Annotated in this window: 19 protein-coding genes and 1 other RNA gene; 6 read left to right on the forward strand and 14 right to left on the reverse strand. The window is 62.8% G+C overall.

What is annotated here, in order from left to right:
- Positions 1–38 precede the first annotated feature (38 nt).
- The 9 genes from KJP30_RS07385 to KJP30_RS07425 all read right to left on the reverse strand — a co-directional run bounded on the left by KJP30_RS07385 (position 39) and on the right by KJP30_RS07425 (position 9,010).
- Positions 39–947, reverse strand: coding sequence for a helix-turn-helix transcriptional regulator (locus KJP30_RS07385; protein ID WP_218448321.1), 909 nt, complete (start codon positions 945–947; stop codon positions 39–41).
- 15 nt (positions 948–962) lie between these two features.
- Positions 963–1,415 carry an acyl-CoA thioesterase gene (locus tag KJP30_RS07390; protein ID WP_218448322.1) on the reverse strand — a complete coding sequence of 151 codons (453 nt, stop codon included), beginning with the start codon at positions 1,413–1,415 and terminating at the stop codon, positions 963–965.
- A gap of 1 nt (position 1,416) precedes the next feature.
- Positions 1,417–2,610: a benzoyl-CoA 2,3-epoxidase subunit BoxA gene (gene boxA, locus KJP30_RS07395; protein ID WP_218448323.1), complete on the reverse strand. Its 1,194-nt coding sequence runs from the start codon at positions 2,608–2,610 to the stop codon at positions 1,417–1,419.
- Positions 2,607–2,774, reverse strand: coding sequence for a hypothetical protein (locus KJP30_RS07400; RefSeq protein ID WP_218448324.1), 168 nt, complete (start codon positions 2,772–2,774; stop codon positions 2,607–2,609). Before KJP30_RS07400 ends, boxA begins: the two co-directional genes overlap by 4 nt.
- Before the next feature lie 108 nt (positions 2,775–2,882).
- Complete coding sequence (gene boxB / locus KJP30_RS07405; RefSeq protein ID WP_218448325.1) at positions 2,883–4,334, reverse strand: benzoyl-CoA 2,3-epoxidase subunit BoxB; 1,452 nt, start codon at positions 4,332–4,334, stop codon at positions 2,883–2,885.
- Positions 4,335–4,420: 86 nt separating this feature from the next.
- A complete protein-coding gene (boxC, locus tag KJP30_RS07410; RefSeq protein WP_218448326.1) occupies positions 4,421–6,079 on the reverse strand; it encodes a 2,3-epoxybenzoyl-CoA dihydrolase in 1,659 nt (552 codons plus the stop codon).
- A gap of 146 nt (positions 6,080–6,225) precedes the next feature.
- Positions 6,226–6,561 carry a DUF309 domain-containing protein gene (locus tag KJP30_RS07415; RefSeq protein ID WP_218448327.1) on the reverse strand — a complete coding sequence of 112 codons (336 nt, stop codon included), beginning with the start codon at positions 6,559–6,561 and terminating at the stop codon, positions 6,226–6,228.
- A gap of 104 nt (positions 6,562–6,665) precedes the next feature.
- On the reverse strand, positions 6,666–7,484 hold the full coding sequence (locus KJP30_RS07420) for an alpha/beta fold hydrolase (protein ID WP_218448328.1): 819 nt from the start codon (positions 7,482–7,484) through the stop codon (positions 6,666–6,668).
- Complete coding sequence (locus KJP30_RS07425) at positions 7,481–9,010, reverse strand: benzoate-CoA ligase family protein (RefSeq protein ID WP_218448329.1); 1,530 nt, start codon at positions 9,008–9,010, stop codon at positions 7,481–7,483. The genes KJP30_RS07420 and KJP30_RS07425 overlap by 4 nt, the downstream gene beginning before the upstream one ends.
- A 307-nt stretch (positions 9,011–9,317) precedes the next feature.
- Here KJP30_RS07425 and KJP30_RS07430 point away from each other — a divergent pair, with 307 nt between their 5' ends.
- Both KJP30_RS07430 and paaG read left to right on the forward strand, forming a co-directional pair.
- On the forward strand, positions 9,318–9,797 hold the full coding sequence (locus KJP30_RS07430; RefSeq protein WP_218448330.1) for a MarR family winged helix-turn-helix transcriptional regulator: 480 nt from the start codon (positions 9,318–9,320) through the stop codon (positions 9,795–9,797).
- A gap of 66 nt (positions 9,798–9,863) precedes the next feature.
- Positions 9,864–10,652: a 2-(1,2-epoxy-1,2-dihydrophenyl)acetyl-CoA isomerase PaaG gene (gene paaG / locus KJP30_RS07435; RefSeq protein WP_218448331.1), complete on the forward strand. Its 789-nt coding sequence runs from the start codon at positions 9,864–9,866 to the stop codon at positions 10,650–10,652.
- A 6-nt stretch (positions 10,653–10,658) separates the two neighbouring features.
- On the opposite strand, the gene KJP30_RS07440 is transcribed toward paaG, so the two are convergent.
- Positions 10,659–11,141 (reverse strand): GNAT family N-acetyltransferase, encoded by a 483-nt coding sequence (locus tag KJP30_RS07440; RefSeq protein ID WP_218448332.1) that lies wholly within the window; start codon positions 11,139–11,141, stop codon positions 10,659–10,661.
- A gap of 93 nt (positions 11,142–11,234) precedes the next feature.
- Between KJP30_RS07440 and KJP30_RS07445 the strand changes: the two genes are divergently transcribed.
- Entirely contained in the window at positions 11,235–11,432 is a 198-nt protein-coding gene (locus KJP30_RS07445) for a DUF6324 family protein (RefSeq protein WP_218448333.1), read from the forward strand.
- Here the strand turns inward: KJP30_RS07445 and KJP30_RS07450 are convergent.
- Positions 11,429–11,809 carry a VOC family protein gene (locus KJP30_RS07450; RefSeq protein ID WP_218448334.1) on the reverse strand — a complete coding sequence of 127 codons (381 nt, stop codon included), beginning with the start codon at positions 11,807–11,809 and terminating at the stop codon, positions 11,429–11,431. The two genes, KJP30_RS07445 and KJP30_RS07450, sit on opposite strands and share 4 nt — an antisense overlap.
- Positions 11,810–11,834: 25 nt before the next feature.
- Positions 11,835–12,275: an MmcB family DNA repair protein gene (locus KJP30_RS07455; protein WP_218448335.1), complete on the reverse strand. Its 441-nt coding sequence runs from the start codon at positions 12,273–12,275 to the stop codon at positions 11,835–11,837.
- 141 nt (positions 12,276–12,416) lie between these two features.
- Here KJP30_RS07455 and KJP30_RS07460 point away from each other — a divergent pair, with 141 nt between their 5' ends.
- From KJP30_RS07460 to ssrS, 3 genes are all read left to right on the forward strand, one after another.
- Positions 12,417–13,727: a coiled-coil domain-containing protein gene (locus KJP30_RS07460; RefSeq protein ID WP_218448336.1), complete on the forward strand. Its 1,311-nt coding sequence runs from the start codon at positions 12,417–12,419 to the stop codon at positions 13,725–13,727.
- A gap of 13 nt (positions 13,728–13,740) precedes the next feature.
- Positions 13,741–14,487 (forward strand): COG3904 family protein, encoded by a 747-nt coding sequence (locus KJP30_RS07465; RefSeq protein WP_218448337.1) that lies wholly within the window; start codon positions 13,741–13,743, stop codon positions 14,485–14,487.
- Positions 14,488–14,565: 78 nt separating this feature from the next.
- Positions 14,566–14,723, forward strand: a non-coding RNA gene (gene ssrS, locus KJP30_RS25210) — 6S RNA.
- Positions 14,724–14,821: 98 nt separating this feature from the next.
- On the opposite strand, the gene KJP30_RS07470 is transcribed toward ssrS, so the two are convergent.
- Positions 14,822–15,157, reverse strand: a complete 336-nt coding sequence (locus KJP30_RS07470) for a hypothetical protein (RefSeq protein ID WP_218448338.1) — start codon at positions 15,155–15,157, stop codon at positions 14,822–14,824.
- Between the two features lie 91 nt (positions 15,158–15,248).
- Positions 15,249–15,689 carry a transcription antitermination factor NusB gene (gene nusB / locus KJP30_RS07475; protein WP_425515700.1) on the reverse strand — a complete coding sequence of 147 codons (441 nt, stop codon included), beginning with the start codon at positions 15,687–15,689 and terminating at the stop codon, positions 15,249–15,251.
- Positions 15,690–15,702 lie beyond the last annotated feature (13 nt).

Genomic DNA, 15,702 nt, shown 5'->3' on the forward strand with positions numbered 1-15,702 from the left:
CGGTCTCCATTCAGGCGGTCAAAAAAGGGCCAAGGCAGTCAGGCACCCTGCCCCCGAAACGGTGCCAGCGCGGAAATCAGGCCGCACAGGTCGGACAGCGATTGGTCCGGTGAACGGTGGCTGGTGTCGAGGTGATGCTCTGCGCGGCGATAGCTGTCTTCGCGTGTCCTCAGGATCTCGCGCAATTGCAGCATGGCGCGCGGGTTCCCCGCCATCGGTCGGGTGTCGCCCTGAGAGCGCACGCGATCCATATGCTCCGCGGCGCTGGCCTTGATCCAGATCGTATGGAAACCGGACAGGATGCGGTCAAAACTGCCCTGCTCCTCGACGATGCCGCCACTTGCGGCCAAAACGATCCGGTCTTGCGTCGACAGGAGGGACTCCAGCGCCTCGGCCTCGATCTGGCGATACCCCTCCTGCCCGTAAAGCGCGATGATCTCGGCCACGGGCATCCCGGCGCTTTTCTCGATTTCAGCGTTCATCTCGACAAAAGGCAGGTCGAACGCCTTTGCGATCCCGGCGCCAAGGGTGGATTTCCCCGCTCCGCGCAGACCCACAAGACAGATGCGCCGTGCCTTTTGCACCCGCAGGCGATCCGGATCCAACACCTGCATGGTTCGGGCACGGGTCGCCCCGCAGGCGCTGCGGTACAGGGCGGCCACATGGGCCACCTCTTCGGCCAGCGGATCATCATCGGCCAGCAGATCCGGCAAGGAACGGCCCAGCGCGCCGGACACCCGCTTTAGCAACCCGATGGAGATATTGCCGTCACCGCCTTCCAGTTTGGCAAGATAGCGGGAGGACACGCCCGACAGATCGGCCAGATCCTTGCGCGTCAACCCGGCGCTTTTCCGTGCTGCGCGCACGCGGTCCCCAACCCGCCGATACAGCGTCGACAGATCGTCCGGCCCGCCCTTGGCCCCGGCTTGCGTCGCCACCTGTGCCATGGCCCCGGTTCCGGCCTAACCCGCCTGCGACGGACCGCCGTCCGGCAGGCAGCTTTCGACGACCACCCGGATGTCATCCGGCGGGGTCCGCTTTTTGAACGCCGTGGCATCGGTAAACACACTGACCGACCGCGACGAAAAACACAGCCGCCCGTCCTGCTCTCCATCCACCCGGAAGGTGATCGAGGTTTCCCCCAAACGCACCGGCCAAACGTAGCAAATCAGCTCGTGGCGCGGAGTGATCGGCGCGCGGAAATCCATCTCCAGCCGGACAAAGGGCGTGCCGACGTTGCGATCCAGTTCCATCTGGAACCAGCCGTCCCCGTCCAGATGAGCCTCCCACCAGCCGTTGATCGCATCCAGCGCGAACCACGGGATGCGCGCGGTATATACGATCTTTGCGGGGTCACAGTCCCCCCATGTCACGCGGATGCCGTGGCGGTGGGTCTTTTCGGGGCGCGGCTCCATCTCAGTAGGTCTCCACGTGATAGCGGCCTTCTTCGCGCAACATGTCGCGCAGGTTGGTCCACTGCTGGCCGATGCTTTCCGCGATATTGGTAAAGGCCAGTTCCACGCCCTCCTCCATCTCTTTCAGCCCGCAGATGTAGATATGCGTGTTGGGGTCTTGCAGCATGTCGGCCACGATATCCTCTTCGGTCCGCATGCGGTCCTGCACGTATTCCTTGTCCTGCCCGGGCATCCGGCTGAACACCAGATGCTTTTGCAGAAGGCTGGAAGGCACCTTGTTCAACGGGCCAAAGTACGGCAGCGAATCCGGCGTGCGTGCGCCGAAAAACATCACCATGCCGCCAGATTTTTTTCCGACCGTGCGCTGCCGTGCCATGGTAAAGGCCCGCATCGGGGCCGAACCGGTCCCGGTACAGATCATCAAAAGCCGCGCATCGGGGTCGTTGGGCATCAGGAAGGTCGCGCCGAATGGCCCGGTCACCTGCACCTTGTCGCCGGTCTTGAGATCGCAGACATAGTTGGAACAGACCCCGTTTTCCTCGCGCTTCACCGTCAGCGAGACGTTGTGATAGCCGGGGCGCTCGCCGTCACGGGGGCTGGACACCGAATAAAGCCGCGGCAGATGCGCCTGACCCTCGGCATCCGTTCCGGGTGCGATGATGCCCAGCGACTGCCCTTCCAGCACCGGAAACGGCTTACCCTGGAAATCAAGAATGATGTGGCGCACGTCCGTGTCGGAACCTTCGGCCGTCAGGCGATAGTTGCCCTGCACCACCGCCTCGACCGGATTGCCGAGATTATAAAGGTTGACCGCAGGTTTGGCGGCACTGGTCGGGGCCGTGGCTTTGCCGCCGGCACCCTTGTGCGCTTCGGCCAACAGGGCGGCCACAGGATCCTCGCCGCCCTCGACGCCTGCATCTGCGCTTTCGGCCACCGGAACTTCGCCCTGCTCGGGCAGTTCGGTCCATTCGAATTGCTCTTCCATCGAATAGGGCGTTTCCACCACGCGCCATTCGTCGATCGACCCTGTCGGACAGACCGGGATGCAGTCCATGCAAAAGTTGCAGGTCTCGGCGTTCACCACGACGTTGTTGTCGTCATGTTCGATGGCACCCACCGGGCAGGTCATCTCGCACGTATAACAACGGATGCAGATTTCCGGGTCGATCAGGTGCTGTTTCAACGGCTTGTTCATCGTGTGTCCCGGTGCAGAACCGCCTCCGGCACAGCGATAGCGTCAATCAGCGCCCGGCACAGGCCGCGACAATCTTCGCAGCCGATGCAACAGCCGATCTCTCCCAGTTCCTTGGCAACCTCGGTGACGCGCGGAGCATGGCCAGCGTTCCGTTTGGTAATCATCGCGTTTCCTCCTCCTGCTGGTCGGCGTGGCGCGGATCTGACGCCCGCGCCCTCCCTTGTTTCGGGACACGGGCGACCCTGTCATCCGGGCCGCCCGAGCCGCATGGCTCAGGCCATGTGCAGTTTCACATATTCAAAGTCGCCGGGCTTGTTGTCGATGCCCACTTTCGGCGGCGCGATCCAGCTGGCGTATTTGCCCGGCTCGTAGACCGGCTTCATCAGCGACTGGATGAAATCGCCATCCGCATGGGTCGGCAGCCACTGGGTGATGCCCTTGTCGTACTCCGCACCCGACACGTGATTGCCTTCGGGGTCGAAGTTGTGGCCCGCGAAGATGCCGATCTTGCGGTTGAACGCCTGGTGCGGCAGCTTCAGCTCAAAATGGACACCCGCCTTTTCGATGATCTTGTTCCAGCGACCCACACCGCCAGCGGCATCGCGGATATAGTCATCGCGCAGGCGCATGTTAATCGCGGTCAGCGCCGGCACGTCCTTCTCGACGATCTTGCCGCCCTCGAGGTCCAGCACCCGGTAGGTGGCGTCCTTGAGCATGTGGTCGTCGTCGATCCGGTTCTCCATGTAGCGGCCCTTGATGCCCGCGTTAAAGGCATTGGCCGCGTTGGTCGAAACTTCCTGGCCAAACAGGTCGAGGCTCAGCGTGTAGTGCAGGTTGAGCTTTTTCTGGATGGTCGGCAGGTCGATCACGTTGAGGTCGCGGATCTTGCCCACGTCATAGGGATCGGTGATGCCCGCCTTGTTCATCGCCTCGACCGTGGCCTGAATGGTACGGCCCACGCCGGTTTCGCCCACAAACATGTGGTGCGCTTCTTCGGTCAGCATGAAGCGGCAGGTGCGCGACAGCGGGTCGAACCCGGACTGCGCCAGCGATTCCAGCTGCATCTTGCCGTCACGGTCGGTGAAATAGGTGAACATGAAGAAGGACAGCCAGTCCGGCGTTTCCTCGTTGAAGGCGCCCAGCATACGCGGTGCCTCCTCGGACCCGGAGGAGCGGCGCAGCAGGTCGTCAGCCTCTTCGCGGCCATCCTTGCCAAAGTATTTCTGCAGCAGGTAGACCATCGCCCAGAGGTGGCGGCCCTCTTCGACGTTCACCTGGAACAGGTTGCGCATGTCATACAGCGACGGCGCGGTCAGGCCAAGAAAGCGCTGCTGTTCGACCGAGCCCGGCTCGGTGTCGCCCTGAATCACGATCAGGCGTTTCAGCAGGTTGCGGTATTCGCCCGGAACCTCTTGCCACGCGGGCTGTCCGGCATGTTCGCCACAGGGGATCACGCGGTTTTCGACCTGCGGTGCCAGCAGCACGCCCCAGCGATATTCCGGCATCTTCACGTAGTCGAACTTGGCCCAGCCCTTGGGATCCACGCTGACGGCGGTGCGCAGGTAGACCATGGACTCCTGAAAATTCTGCGGGATCAGCCGGTTCCACCAGTCCAGATAGCCCGGGTGCCATTTTTCCAGTGCTTTCAGCACCTTCTTGTCCGACGACAGACCCACGTTGTTTGGGATCTGGGTGTCGTAGCTCACGTTGATCAGATCGAGCATGTCTCTCTCCCTTTGGGTGTGGTGTGGCGGGACCGGCGCCTGTGCCGGGGCCCGCCAGGGTGGACCGGGGTCCACCGTTGCGCGCGTCAGACGCGCTCCATGTTGTATTCACCGCGGATGCCGGTGCCGTAGCGTTGCAGGGCCCCGTTCTCGCCCACCGCGTTGGGACGGTTAAAGATCCAGTTCTGCCATGCCGTCAGGCGGCCAAAGATCCGGGTCTCCATGGTTTCCGGCCCGGCAAAGCGCAGGTTTGCCTCCATGCCGGTCATCGCGTCCGGGCTAAAGCTCGCCCGCTCTTCCATAAAGATGCGGACCTCGTCCTCCCAGTCGATGTCGTCGAGGATCATGGTCACAAGACCCTGTTCATTGGCCTCTTCGGCCTCCAGCGCCTCGCCGATCTTGCCTTTCAGGGCCTCGACATGCTCTGGCTCGGCCAGAAACCGGGTTTCCAGCCGGGTCAGCCCGTTGCCCATCGGATAGGGGCCAAAGTTGGCAGCGGTCAGGGTGATCGCCGCCATTGGCCGGTTGTCGCCCTCGAACTCGTCTTCCATCATGTAGCTGCGGTCGACCGCGAACAGGATTTCGGCAAGCACGCCGACAAAGCACGACCCATGTTCGACAAAGGCCGCCAGCGAGCGCGAGGTCACGTCGATCCGCTTGAGCGTGCGCTTCCAGTAGTGACGCACCTCGTTGGCCAGCCAGTGATCGGCATTGTCGGCCAACAGTGCCTCATGTGCGGCCAGCTTTTCGGGATCGCCCTGAGTGCGGAAAATCCACAGCCCCAGTTCCATCTCGTTCAGGCGCAGATGCAGGATCGCATCCTCAAGCTCGCGGCAGAGCTTGAGCATATAGGCCTGATCGCCCTGCGCCACGAAGGCGTCCATATCGGCGGGTGCGTCCTCTTCGGGGCCTTTCAGCGTGATGACGGCTTTGCGCCCTGCCCGGTCCAACTCGACCTCGACCAGCGAATAGGTCACCGCATCCTCCGAGATGCTGCGCGACAGCGGCCCCAGCGTGATGCCCTCGGCCACGTCAGGTTTGGCCGAGGCCGCCGCGAATTCCTTGGCGCGTTCGACAACCGTGTCATCGAACTTGGAGTTGGCGATGACCTCGTCAACCAGCCGCCAATCCTTGGCGCGCTTGCCTTTCACGCCTTCCTCGATGGAACAGAAGATGTCCGCCAGGTCGCGGCGCACCTTACGCTTGTCGGTGACTCGGGTCAGCCCGCCGGTGCCCGGCAGAACCGCCAGCAACGGCACCTCTGGCAGGCCCACGGACGAGGTGCTGTCATCGGTCAGCATGATGTGATTGCAGGCCAGCGCCAGCTCATAGCCGCCGCCCGCGCAGGCACCTTTGACCGCCGCGATATATTTTTGACCGCTCTCCTCCTCGGCGGCCTCGAACCCGTTGCGGGTTTCATTGGTGAACTTGCAGAAGTTCACCTTGTGGCTGTGCGCGGCGCCGCCCAGCATCCGAATGTTCGCGCCAGCGCAAAAGACCCCCGGCTTGCCCGACTTCATGACCACGGTCTTGACCTCGGGGTGTTCGAACCGCATCCGCTGGACGATGTCGTTCAGCTCGATGTCCACGCCCAGATCGTAGGAATTCAGCTTGAGCTTGTAGCCGTCGAACAGGCCCGCATCCTCATCCACATCCATGATCAGGTTGGCCACCGGACCATCATATTCGACACGCCAGTGGCGGTATTTTGACGGGTCGGTCTGAAAGTCGATCATCTTGGTCATCGGGTCCTCCCTGGTCGCGAAGCTGCACTGAAGGTACATCAATCTGGATTGTAAGTAAACTTATGTATGCACAATAAAGCACATAATAGATCACCAAAATTCAGCCACTTACCCCACAATGCCCACCATCACCGCCAACATGTGCATTATATTTCATATTCACTCTCCACCTCGAGGGAATCAAGGATGGCATGAATCGCCCCAGCCTCAACGCCCATGATCGTCACGTCCCGCGCAGCAGGCAGCAGGTCTCGCGCGATCATGCATATCCGTCGCACCGCCCGCGGACGGTTCATCCGGTCCTTCAGCAAGGCGTTGGCGGTCTGGATCAGCGCCTGAACGAAACGGCGTTCGGCACTCTCGTCCGGCAGGGCCATCCAGACCGGTTCCAGCGCCTCATGCGCCTCCCAGAAGAAACCGGTTTCAAGGTAGAAAAGCCCATGGCGGAACGCCGCGCTCTCGGCCAAGTCGTCCGGTGTCATGCCGCCGCGCACGGTTGCCCGTATCGCGTCAAGGAACCCCTCTGCGTGCCGGGCCGTCTGCCCCGGCACATAGGCATGTGTCGGCCTGTACAAGGCCCGCACGGTCACGCGCCCTCGGGTTCAGCGGCTTCGATCCGCTCCAGTGTGGCGCAAAAGGCGGCAATGCCCGCCACCACCTGTTCCGGCTGATCCAGATGCGGTGAGTGGCGACACTCGTCCAGAATCAACAGATCAACCGGCGCATAGCTGCGGCTTTCGACCTCTTCGATCTGGGCAAGAGTGCCGTATTGATCCTCGCGCCCCTGCACCGCCAGCGTCGGGATGCGCAGGTAGTCGATCACGTCCGCCACGTTCCACGCCTTGAATCCGGGATCCAGCCAGGCGTCGTTCCAGCCCCGAAACGTATTGTCCGGGTCGCGATGATACCGCGCCATCTTTTGGCGCAGGTCGGTCGTGGCATAGGCATCGCGCGCCTTGGCGATTTCGGCCAGCCCCATGTCTTCGGTGAAGAAATGCGGCGCCATCAGCACGATGCCTCGCACCCGCATGTCCGAAACGCCGCCCGCATAGATTGCCGCGATGGTCGCACCGTCGGAATGCCCGACCAGCACGCCGCGCCGGAACCCGATCGCATCCAGCACCTCGGGCAGCACATCCACCGCCTCGCGCGTCATGTAGTCCAGCGGGCGCGGCAGCGCGGCCAGATCCGACTGGCCATACCCCGCGCGCGAATAGGCAAAGACGCCAAAGCCTGTCGCCTCGGCCAGCGCCTTGGGGAAGTCGCGCCACAACGCCACGCACCCCAAGCCCTCGTGCAACAGTACCAGCGTCGGCGCCGCTTCGGGCGACGGGCCGTAACAGGCATATTCCAGCGACTTGCCACCGGCGGTCAGAAAGCCGTTTTCCACCCAAGGCGCGGTCATGCCTGCACCCTCAGCTTGAAACGCTGAATCTTGCCGGTTGCGGTCTTGGGCAGATCCTCGACCACTTCGACCCAGCGGGGATATTTCCACATGCCGATCTTGTCCTTGACGAAGTCCTTCAACCCGTCGACGGCCGCCGCATCCTGGCCCTCCTTCAGCACGACAAAGGCCTTGGGTTTGTCCAGCCCTTTGTCATCGGCACAGGCCACCACGGCGGCCTCCAGCACGGCGGGATGTTCGATCAGCGCCTGTTCGACCTCGAAGGGCGAAACCCAGATCCCGGACACCTTGAACATATCGTCGGTGCGCCCGCAGTAGACATAGCGCCCCTCGGCGGTGCATTCATATTTATCGCCCGTGCGGGTCCAGTGCCCCTCGAATGTCGATCGCGACTTGTGCCGCCGGTTCCAATAGCCATCCGCCGCCGACGGCCCGCGCACCAGCAGTTCGCCCACCTCACCCTCGGGCACATCCTCGTCATGTTCATCGACAAGCCGCACCTCGTAACCGGGGACGGGTGTACCGGAGGTGCCATAGACGATCTCGCCTGGCCGGTTGGACAGGAAGATATGCAGCATCTCGGTGGACCCGACACCATCGACGATCTCGGCCCCGGTCAGCTTGAACCACCGTTCGCCGACCTCTTTGGGCAGCGCCTCTCCGGCCGAAGTGCACAGGCGCAGCACATGCGCCGGCACGCTTTGCCTGTCCATTGCCGCGTTCATCGCCGCGTAAAGCGTTGGCACGCCGCAAAACAGCGTCGGGCGTTCGGCTTCGAGAATGTCGAATACCACCTCCGGCGTCGGACGCCCGGACAGCAGCACAGTCGTTGCGCCGACGGACATGGGGAAGGACATGGCATTTCCCAGCCCGTAGGCGAAAAAGATCTTGGCCACGGAATAGACCACGTCGTCTTCGCGGATGCCGATAACCTGCGCGCCAAAGGTATCTGAAGTCGCCTTCAGGCTGGAATGTACGTGGCGCACCCCCTTGGGCTGACCGGTCGACCCAGAGGAATACAGCCAAAAGGCCATTTCGTCCTCATAGGCCTCGACCGCGTCGATGGGCTCAGCCCCTTCGACAAATGCACTGTAGCTTTCGGCCCCCTCTGGCGCGGTGCCGATCACCACCACCGCCCGCAGATAGTCATTGTCCTGAAGCGCGGGCTTGACCGTTTCCCACAGCTTTTCCGACACCACGAGGATCGACGCGCGGCTGTCTGCCAGCACGGTTTCATAGACCGGCGCGGACAGAAGCGTATTCAACGGCACCGGGATTGCGCCCGCTTTCAACGCGCCCCAGAAAACCACCGGAAACTCGATCTGATCCTGAACGATCATGGCGATACGCTCTTCGCGCCGAACGCCGTGACGGCACAGGGCCCCGGCAAAGCGCCTGGTCTCCTCGACCAGTTGTCCGTAGGTCAGGTTGCGCTTTTTTCCGTCAGCCTCTCGAAAGGCCACCTTGTCCCCGCGCCCCTCCGCCACATGGCGATCCACGAAATACAGCGCTGCGTTTCCGTTCATGACTTGGCCTCCTCCTGCCTGTCACCCTGTCCGTACCGACCCGGTGGATCGGCGCATCCGGCGCACGACTGTCCGCACAAGCCTGTCTGAAACGTGCTTCAGACGCGGCCCCTCCTCCGCGCGGAATCGTGTTTTGATAAGCATACACCCCAATCCCGCGTTGTGCAATTTTTTGCATCAACATGGCAGCAATTCACCTTTTATGCATTATACTTCACAACCGAAACCGCGCCGTCGCCGTCAATAAAGGATGCACAATGACAATATGCACACTTGTCACTTTGGCGGACCGGCGTAGGCTGATGCCATGAAAGCCATCCATACCATGCCCGGCCATCTGATCCGGCGTCTGCAACAACTCTCATCCTCGGTCTTTGCCGAACAGATGCGCGCCGCCGGGGTCGACCTGACCTCGCCGCAATTTGCGGCACTTGCCATGTTGCAGGAACACCCCGGGATCGATCAGGCGACCCTCGCAGGCATGATCGCCCATGACCGCGCCACCATGGGCGGCGTGGTCGAACGGCTTTGTGCCAAGGGGCTGATCGAACGCAGAACCAACCCGAATGACCGCCGGGCCAAGGTTCTGGACCTCACCCCCGAAGGCAAGGCACGCATCACACATATCCGCCCCATCGTCGAAGACATGCAGCGCAACCTGCTGTCGGGTCTCGACGAAGAAGAACAGCGCGAGTTCCTGCGGTTGGCGACCAAGCTGGCCGAGGCAGGCAACGACCGTACCCGCGCGCCGCTGCGCCTGCCGAAATCCGGCCGGGACGCGGGCTGAACGCCGCGTTGATCCGGGCCGCGTGCCGTGGCATCCGTGCGCTATCCGCATTATTGGAGGGGCAACATGTCGGACACCATCCTTGTCAACGATCACGGCGACTGGCTTGAAATCACGCTGAACCGGCCAGAGCGGCTCAACAGCTTCACGCCCGAGATGCACCTTGCCCTGCGGTCCGCGCTGACCCGCGCCGCCGACGACGCCAAGCGCGCAGTCTTGCTGACCGGTGCCGGGCGCGGCTTTTGCGCCGGGCAGGATCTGGGCGACCGCGATCCGCGCAAGATGGACGGGCCGCCCGACCTTGGCGAAACCGTCCGCACCTATTGGGCGCCGCTGGTGCGCCAGATCCAGGCGCTGGACATGCCGGTGATCTGTGCGGTCAACGGCGTTGCCGCAGGGGCCGGATCCAGTGTGGCATTGGCTTGCGACATGGTGCTGGCCGCTGACAGCGCCAAGTTCATCCAGTCCTTTTCCAAGGTTGGCCTGATCCCCGACACCGGTGGCAGCTGGCACCTCACCCGGCTTGTCGGCCCGGCCCGCGCCATGGGTCTGGCCCTCACGGCCACCCCTCTGCCCGCCAAGCAGGCCGCCGAGTGGGGCCTTATCTGGCAAGCCCTGCCGGATGAAACCCTGATGGACGAGGCCCGCGCCCTGGCTGCGCGCTTTGCCGAAGGTCCGACCTTTGGCTATGCGCGCACAAAGGAAGCGATCGCCGCCGCCGCAACCAATACATTGGACGCGCAACTTGACCTTGAGGCCGAGCTAATGAAGGCCTGCGGCGAACATCCCGACTATGCCGAAGGGGTTTCCGCCTTTCTGGACAAACGCAAGCCACAGTTTGGCGGCACGGGCTGACCGAGCCTACAGCACAACCTCCCACGCCTGTTCTACGACCTCCGTGCCAAAGCTGACCTTTGGCTCGGAGCGTAGCAACCGCCAACCCATCCGCGCGTACAGCGCGCAAGCGGCCCGATGACTTTCATGGGTCCACAACTCCATCCGGCAATAGCCACTGTCCCGCGCAAACCCCATACAGGCGGACAGCAGGCGCTTGCCGACGCCCTTGCCGCGCGCCTCGGGCACGAGGAAGAACAGACGCAGCTTGGCCATCCCTTCGGCGCTGCCGCGCACGCAAAAGATGCTGCCCAAACGCCGATCCCCTTCCCACGCGACAAAGGCACGTTCCGAGGCCGGATCGTGATCCGTTGCGAAATCTTCGAGGATCTGGCGCACGAGCACCGGAAAGCTCTCATCAAAGCCTTCGTCGCGCGCATATAGCGCACCATGTTGCGCCACCAGCCAATCAATGTCGCCGGGGCCAAGATGCCGAAACTCGATCTCCATAAGGCAAAGATGCCCGCCGCATGCCTTGCAAATCAAGCCTGCCACCGCTAGGTGACAACGATCTTTCGCAGGCTCCGGACAAGGCGGCGGCACATGGGCATCAACGACGAACGCGACATCGAGGCAAACCTCCAGATCGGACCCACCGACAAAGGCATGGTCCGGCTGTTCATCCATGCCGACGGGCTGGAAATCCCGATGGATTTCGACCCGGTCGAGGCTGAGGAAATCGCCGAGGAACTGCGCGCCGCGGCCGCAACGGCCCGCAAGAGCAAACCCAAGCGCCGCTAAGGCTTGGGCACATGCTGGTCGATAAAGACCCGGTTGCCATCCGGATCGACCAGCGAAATGCAGCCCGGCCCCGCACTGTCAGGCTCCACCGGTTTTTCCGGCTCGATCCCCTGCGCCTGCAAGCGGGCCTGAATTTCCCGAATATCGGTAAAGGCCTCCTTTGGCTCCGCCTCTTGGGTCCAGCCGGGATTGAAGGTCAGCATATTGCCTTCGAACATCTGCTGAAACAGTCCGATCGTGCTGTCCCCGTTGCGCAGGATCAACCAGCCTTCCTCGGCAACGCCGCTGACCTGCGCAAACCCCAGGGCCTCGTAGAATTTCCGTGACGCCGCCAGGTCCTTGACCGACAGGCTGACCGAAAACGCTCCCAATTCCATCACATTGCGCCCCTTCCTGACCGCGTTAAAATCCCGTTGCGCGCTCTAGCCCGGCGCCCGGATCCCGCAACCCGTGCAAACGCCGGGCGGCGTGCACCGCGAACTTGCGGATCAGCTTGTTTCGCCGCGCCGCCGGCAGCTTGTCCTCCGGTGCCATGCGCAGGATTTCGGCGTCATAGCCATCGGCAATAATCAACCCCGTTTCCTCTGGCAAAAGATCGGTCGGAAACGCCTGATCCACCGCCCAGAAATAGCGATCACACCAGTCCAGATAGCCCTGCCATTTGCTGTCCCCCATGAAATCCGCACGGCTGGATTTGCATTCGACCACCCAAAGCTCTCCTTTCGGGCCAAGCGCCATGACGTCCACGCGCAACCCGCGATCGGGCACGAATTCCTCGACCACGGCAAAGCCATGCCCCGCAAGGTGGCGACATACGCCCCGCGCCAGCAACTGCCCTGGCATCAAATCAGGGGGAACAGGCAAATCCATGCTCAAACCTTCGAACAATTCGTGAACAAATGCAACCCCGGGTCGCGCCACCTTTCCTCTGCCCGCGAATAGATTAGGCTCGGCCCGATCCGCAGCGAACAGTCAAGGAACCGCATGTCTCAGGACACTTCCGCCAACCGCCTGACCCGCGCCGAAGCCAGAGGCGTGCGCGCCGCACGCGAGCTTGAGGGCCACCTGACATGGCTCGACACGTTTTCCGGCACCGCCCTTGGGGTGCTTTCGGTTGCTTCCGGCATTTACACCTATCTTGGGGTGTCTTCGCTGCTGGATGAGAATGGTGCCATGTCGGTCTTTGCCGCCATAGCCTATTCCACGGCGGTTTCGGTCGGGATCTTTGTCTTTTGGTCCTACATGTTGCGGCTGTTTCCGGCGGTGCGAACCGCCCGCGCCCGGACCGGCCTGATGGCTGCCATGGGGCTGGGCAGCCTTGCGATCGTCGCGATGTCCTCGTGGCTGAATGCCGCCGCGCTGGCCGGATCGGCCGCCGTGGAACAGCATCTTGCCGAAACCGTTCAAGACTATCAGGCGGCGCTGGAACGCGCGCATGAAATCGCGCTGACCGGTCAGGCGCTGGAACGCGACGTCGCCCGCGTGCGCCAGTCCTTCGAAGACCTCTCGGATCTCGAGGCACAGGGCGCGCTGTCCGGCATGGCCGGGCGTGGCGCCGTTTTCCGCGTGTTGCGTCAGAAATCGGCGGAACTGGCGGCGTTGGAAACCCAGATTGCCGCCCAGACACCGCTGGTTGAAACCGCCTTTACCGAGGGCAATACGATCCTGTCCCGGATGCGCGCGCTGACTGTTGAACCCGGCAGCGTCGAAGCGCGGTCGGTCGAGTTTTCCGAGGCAGCCGTCCGCCTGCAAGGGCTGATCACGCAGTTGCGCCAACTCTCTGTAGCGCCACTGGTGGAACGCGCCGCACAGGATCTTGCCGCCTCCGTGGTGCTGCCCGAACTGGACAGCTCTACCGCACAGGGCCGCGCGGACCAGTCAGCCACGATCACGTCGGTTCTGGAAGTGCTGGCCCAACGCGCCGCAACGCTGGAGAAGGCCGCGCAGAACGTACAGGCACTGCAACCGCCAACCGATGTCACCTACACGCCGGTGTCGGCGGCAGATGCCGTCATCCTCTACGCGCGCAACTTTGTGCCGTCATGGGCCGGCGCCATCGCCATCGACCTGCTGCCCGCCGTGCTGGTTTTTATCCTCGCCATCACCCATGCCGCGATCCGGCAAGGCCGCGAAGGCGCAGGCGTCGAAGACACGCTGACGCTGGCCGAACTGCGCGCTGCCGTTACAGCCCTGCGTGAGGTGGAAGCCGTGGCCGCGACCCCGCCACAGACCCCGGATGCAAGCCCCGACAAGGACAGCGACTCGGTCACGCCGATCAAAGGCAAATCCGCATGAGAGGGCGCAGCTGATGAACCGCAGCGTTGCCCGGACCATGTCCGCCGTGCTGATTTTCCAGGTCGGGATCGGCGTCCTGCTGGTCCTTGGCGACATGCGGAATGGCACACTTGCGCTGCCCGGTTTCAAACCCGACGTTCCGCGCCTGTCCGAACCGGTGCGACCCGGCGACCAGAGACGTGTCTTTTCACCACGCCAGATACGCCCCGCTGTCTCGCCCGAACGCGATCCGGGCGAATTGCCGGACCGGCTGACCCTGACCTTCGACAGCGGCACATGGAGACTGGAAGGCGGAATCGCCGAAGGCGACGCAGAGCGGCTGATCCCCCAGATCGACCGTGCCGACCCGCCCATCGCTTCGCTGCTGCTGCAATCGCCCGGCGGTTCGGTTCGTGACGCGCTGGATCTTGGCCGTCACCTGCGCGCCTCCGGCATCGCAACCGAGGTGCTGGCGGGCGAGTTCTGCTATTCCGCCTGCCCCTACCTCTTTGCCGGGGGCAAGACGCGACAGGCGGCAGCCTCTGCCTCTATCGGAGTTCACCAGCATTACTTTGGGGAAAATACCCTGCTGCCCGCCTTCACCGCCGTCGAGGACATTCAGCGCGGACAGGCCGAGGTGATGGGCTATCTCGACGACATGGGCATTAGCCCGCTGGTCATGCGCCACGCGCTGGCCACGCCGCCGGACGAAATCTATGTCCTTCTGCCGGAAGAGTTGGAACGCTACGGGTTCATCACCAACGCCGCCCCGGACAGCTGACCGCTTTTCGGGCAATCCACAAGAATTCTGCGCCCTGCCCTTGTCATGCCCGCCGGGCCGACTTAACTCAGGCGCTGGCGGGTTCTGCCCTTCTCGTGAGACGGGTACATTCCGGTGGCCTTAAGCAAATCCGAGGGAGCTGGCTCTGGTCAGGCCGTGGTCTGATTACCTGGCGCCCACCTGTATTAACAGGTCCTCGGGAATGCGTTTACCCACACGGTTGGCGTGGTTCCCGCCGCATCGCTCAGGCACACCATCCGTCCGGGAAGTGGACTGGAGGGTGGGCCGCTGAGCCGGCACGGCTCAGTCGGGGCGCCCGGAAGCCGCTTCCGGTTCAGCGACGCATCAATGCCTTCATAACACGGGATTTCGGGGCTTCTGCCGCCACTTTTACCTGTGCAGGTTCTTGGAAGTTTGCCCGCTGCCTCTTGCCGCCGCGGGGTTCGTCGTCCTCGCCCAATCTCATGATGGAAATGGCGAACTGTACCCCGGCAAAGACGATCCCGTTGAACATGAACAGCATCAGAACAGCGACAAGCCCAACGTCGCTGCCGGAAATCAGGTGCCAGAGGTTGGCCACGTTGAACCACAACAGCAGCCCGACAAAGAGCGCCGAAAGACCAAAGCCGGTCAGTACCTGAACAATGTAGAGACGGATCAGCCGGGGCATGGGCGACTCCTTCGTATTCCACGGTCAGAATACTATTTGGGTCGCAGGAGGCAACAGGCAAGCCCGCGCCAGTCCCTTTCACCTTGTTGCGTCAGAACGCCTCGGGCTTGGCCTCGCGCGCCATGTGGTCCAGCACCGCATTGACGAACCGCGCCTCTTTCCCATCCGGGAAAAAGGCCGAGGCCACATCCATGAACTCGACGATCACCACCTTCGGCGGGGTGTCGAACTGCAACAACTCGGCCCCCGCCGCGCGGAACAGCGCCCGCAGGGTCGGATCGATCCGCGCGATGGGCCATTTCGCCACCAGCGCACGGTCTGTCATCTGGTCGATCTTGGCTTGCCAGCTGACCGCCTGTTCCAGCAAGCGGGCAAAGAAATCGACATCGCCGTCGATCATCTCGGTGCCCTCGTCGATTTCGGCCCCGAAACGGTGCTCGAGGAACTCGCGCCGCACCCTGTCCAGGCCGCTATCCGATTGTTCCATCTGAAAAAGCGCCTGCACGGCATATAGCCGCGACGCGCTTTTCATTTTCCGTTTCTGA

Source organism: Antarctobacter sediminis, assembly GCF_019218285.1.
Taxonomy (GTDB): domain Bacteria; phylum Pseudomonadota; class Alphaproteobacteria; order Rhodobacterales; family Rhodobacteraceae; genus Antarctobacter; species Antarctobacter sediminis.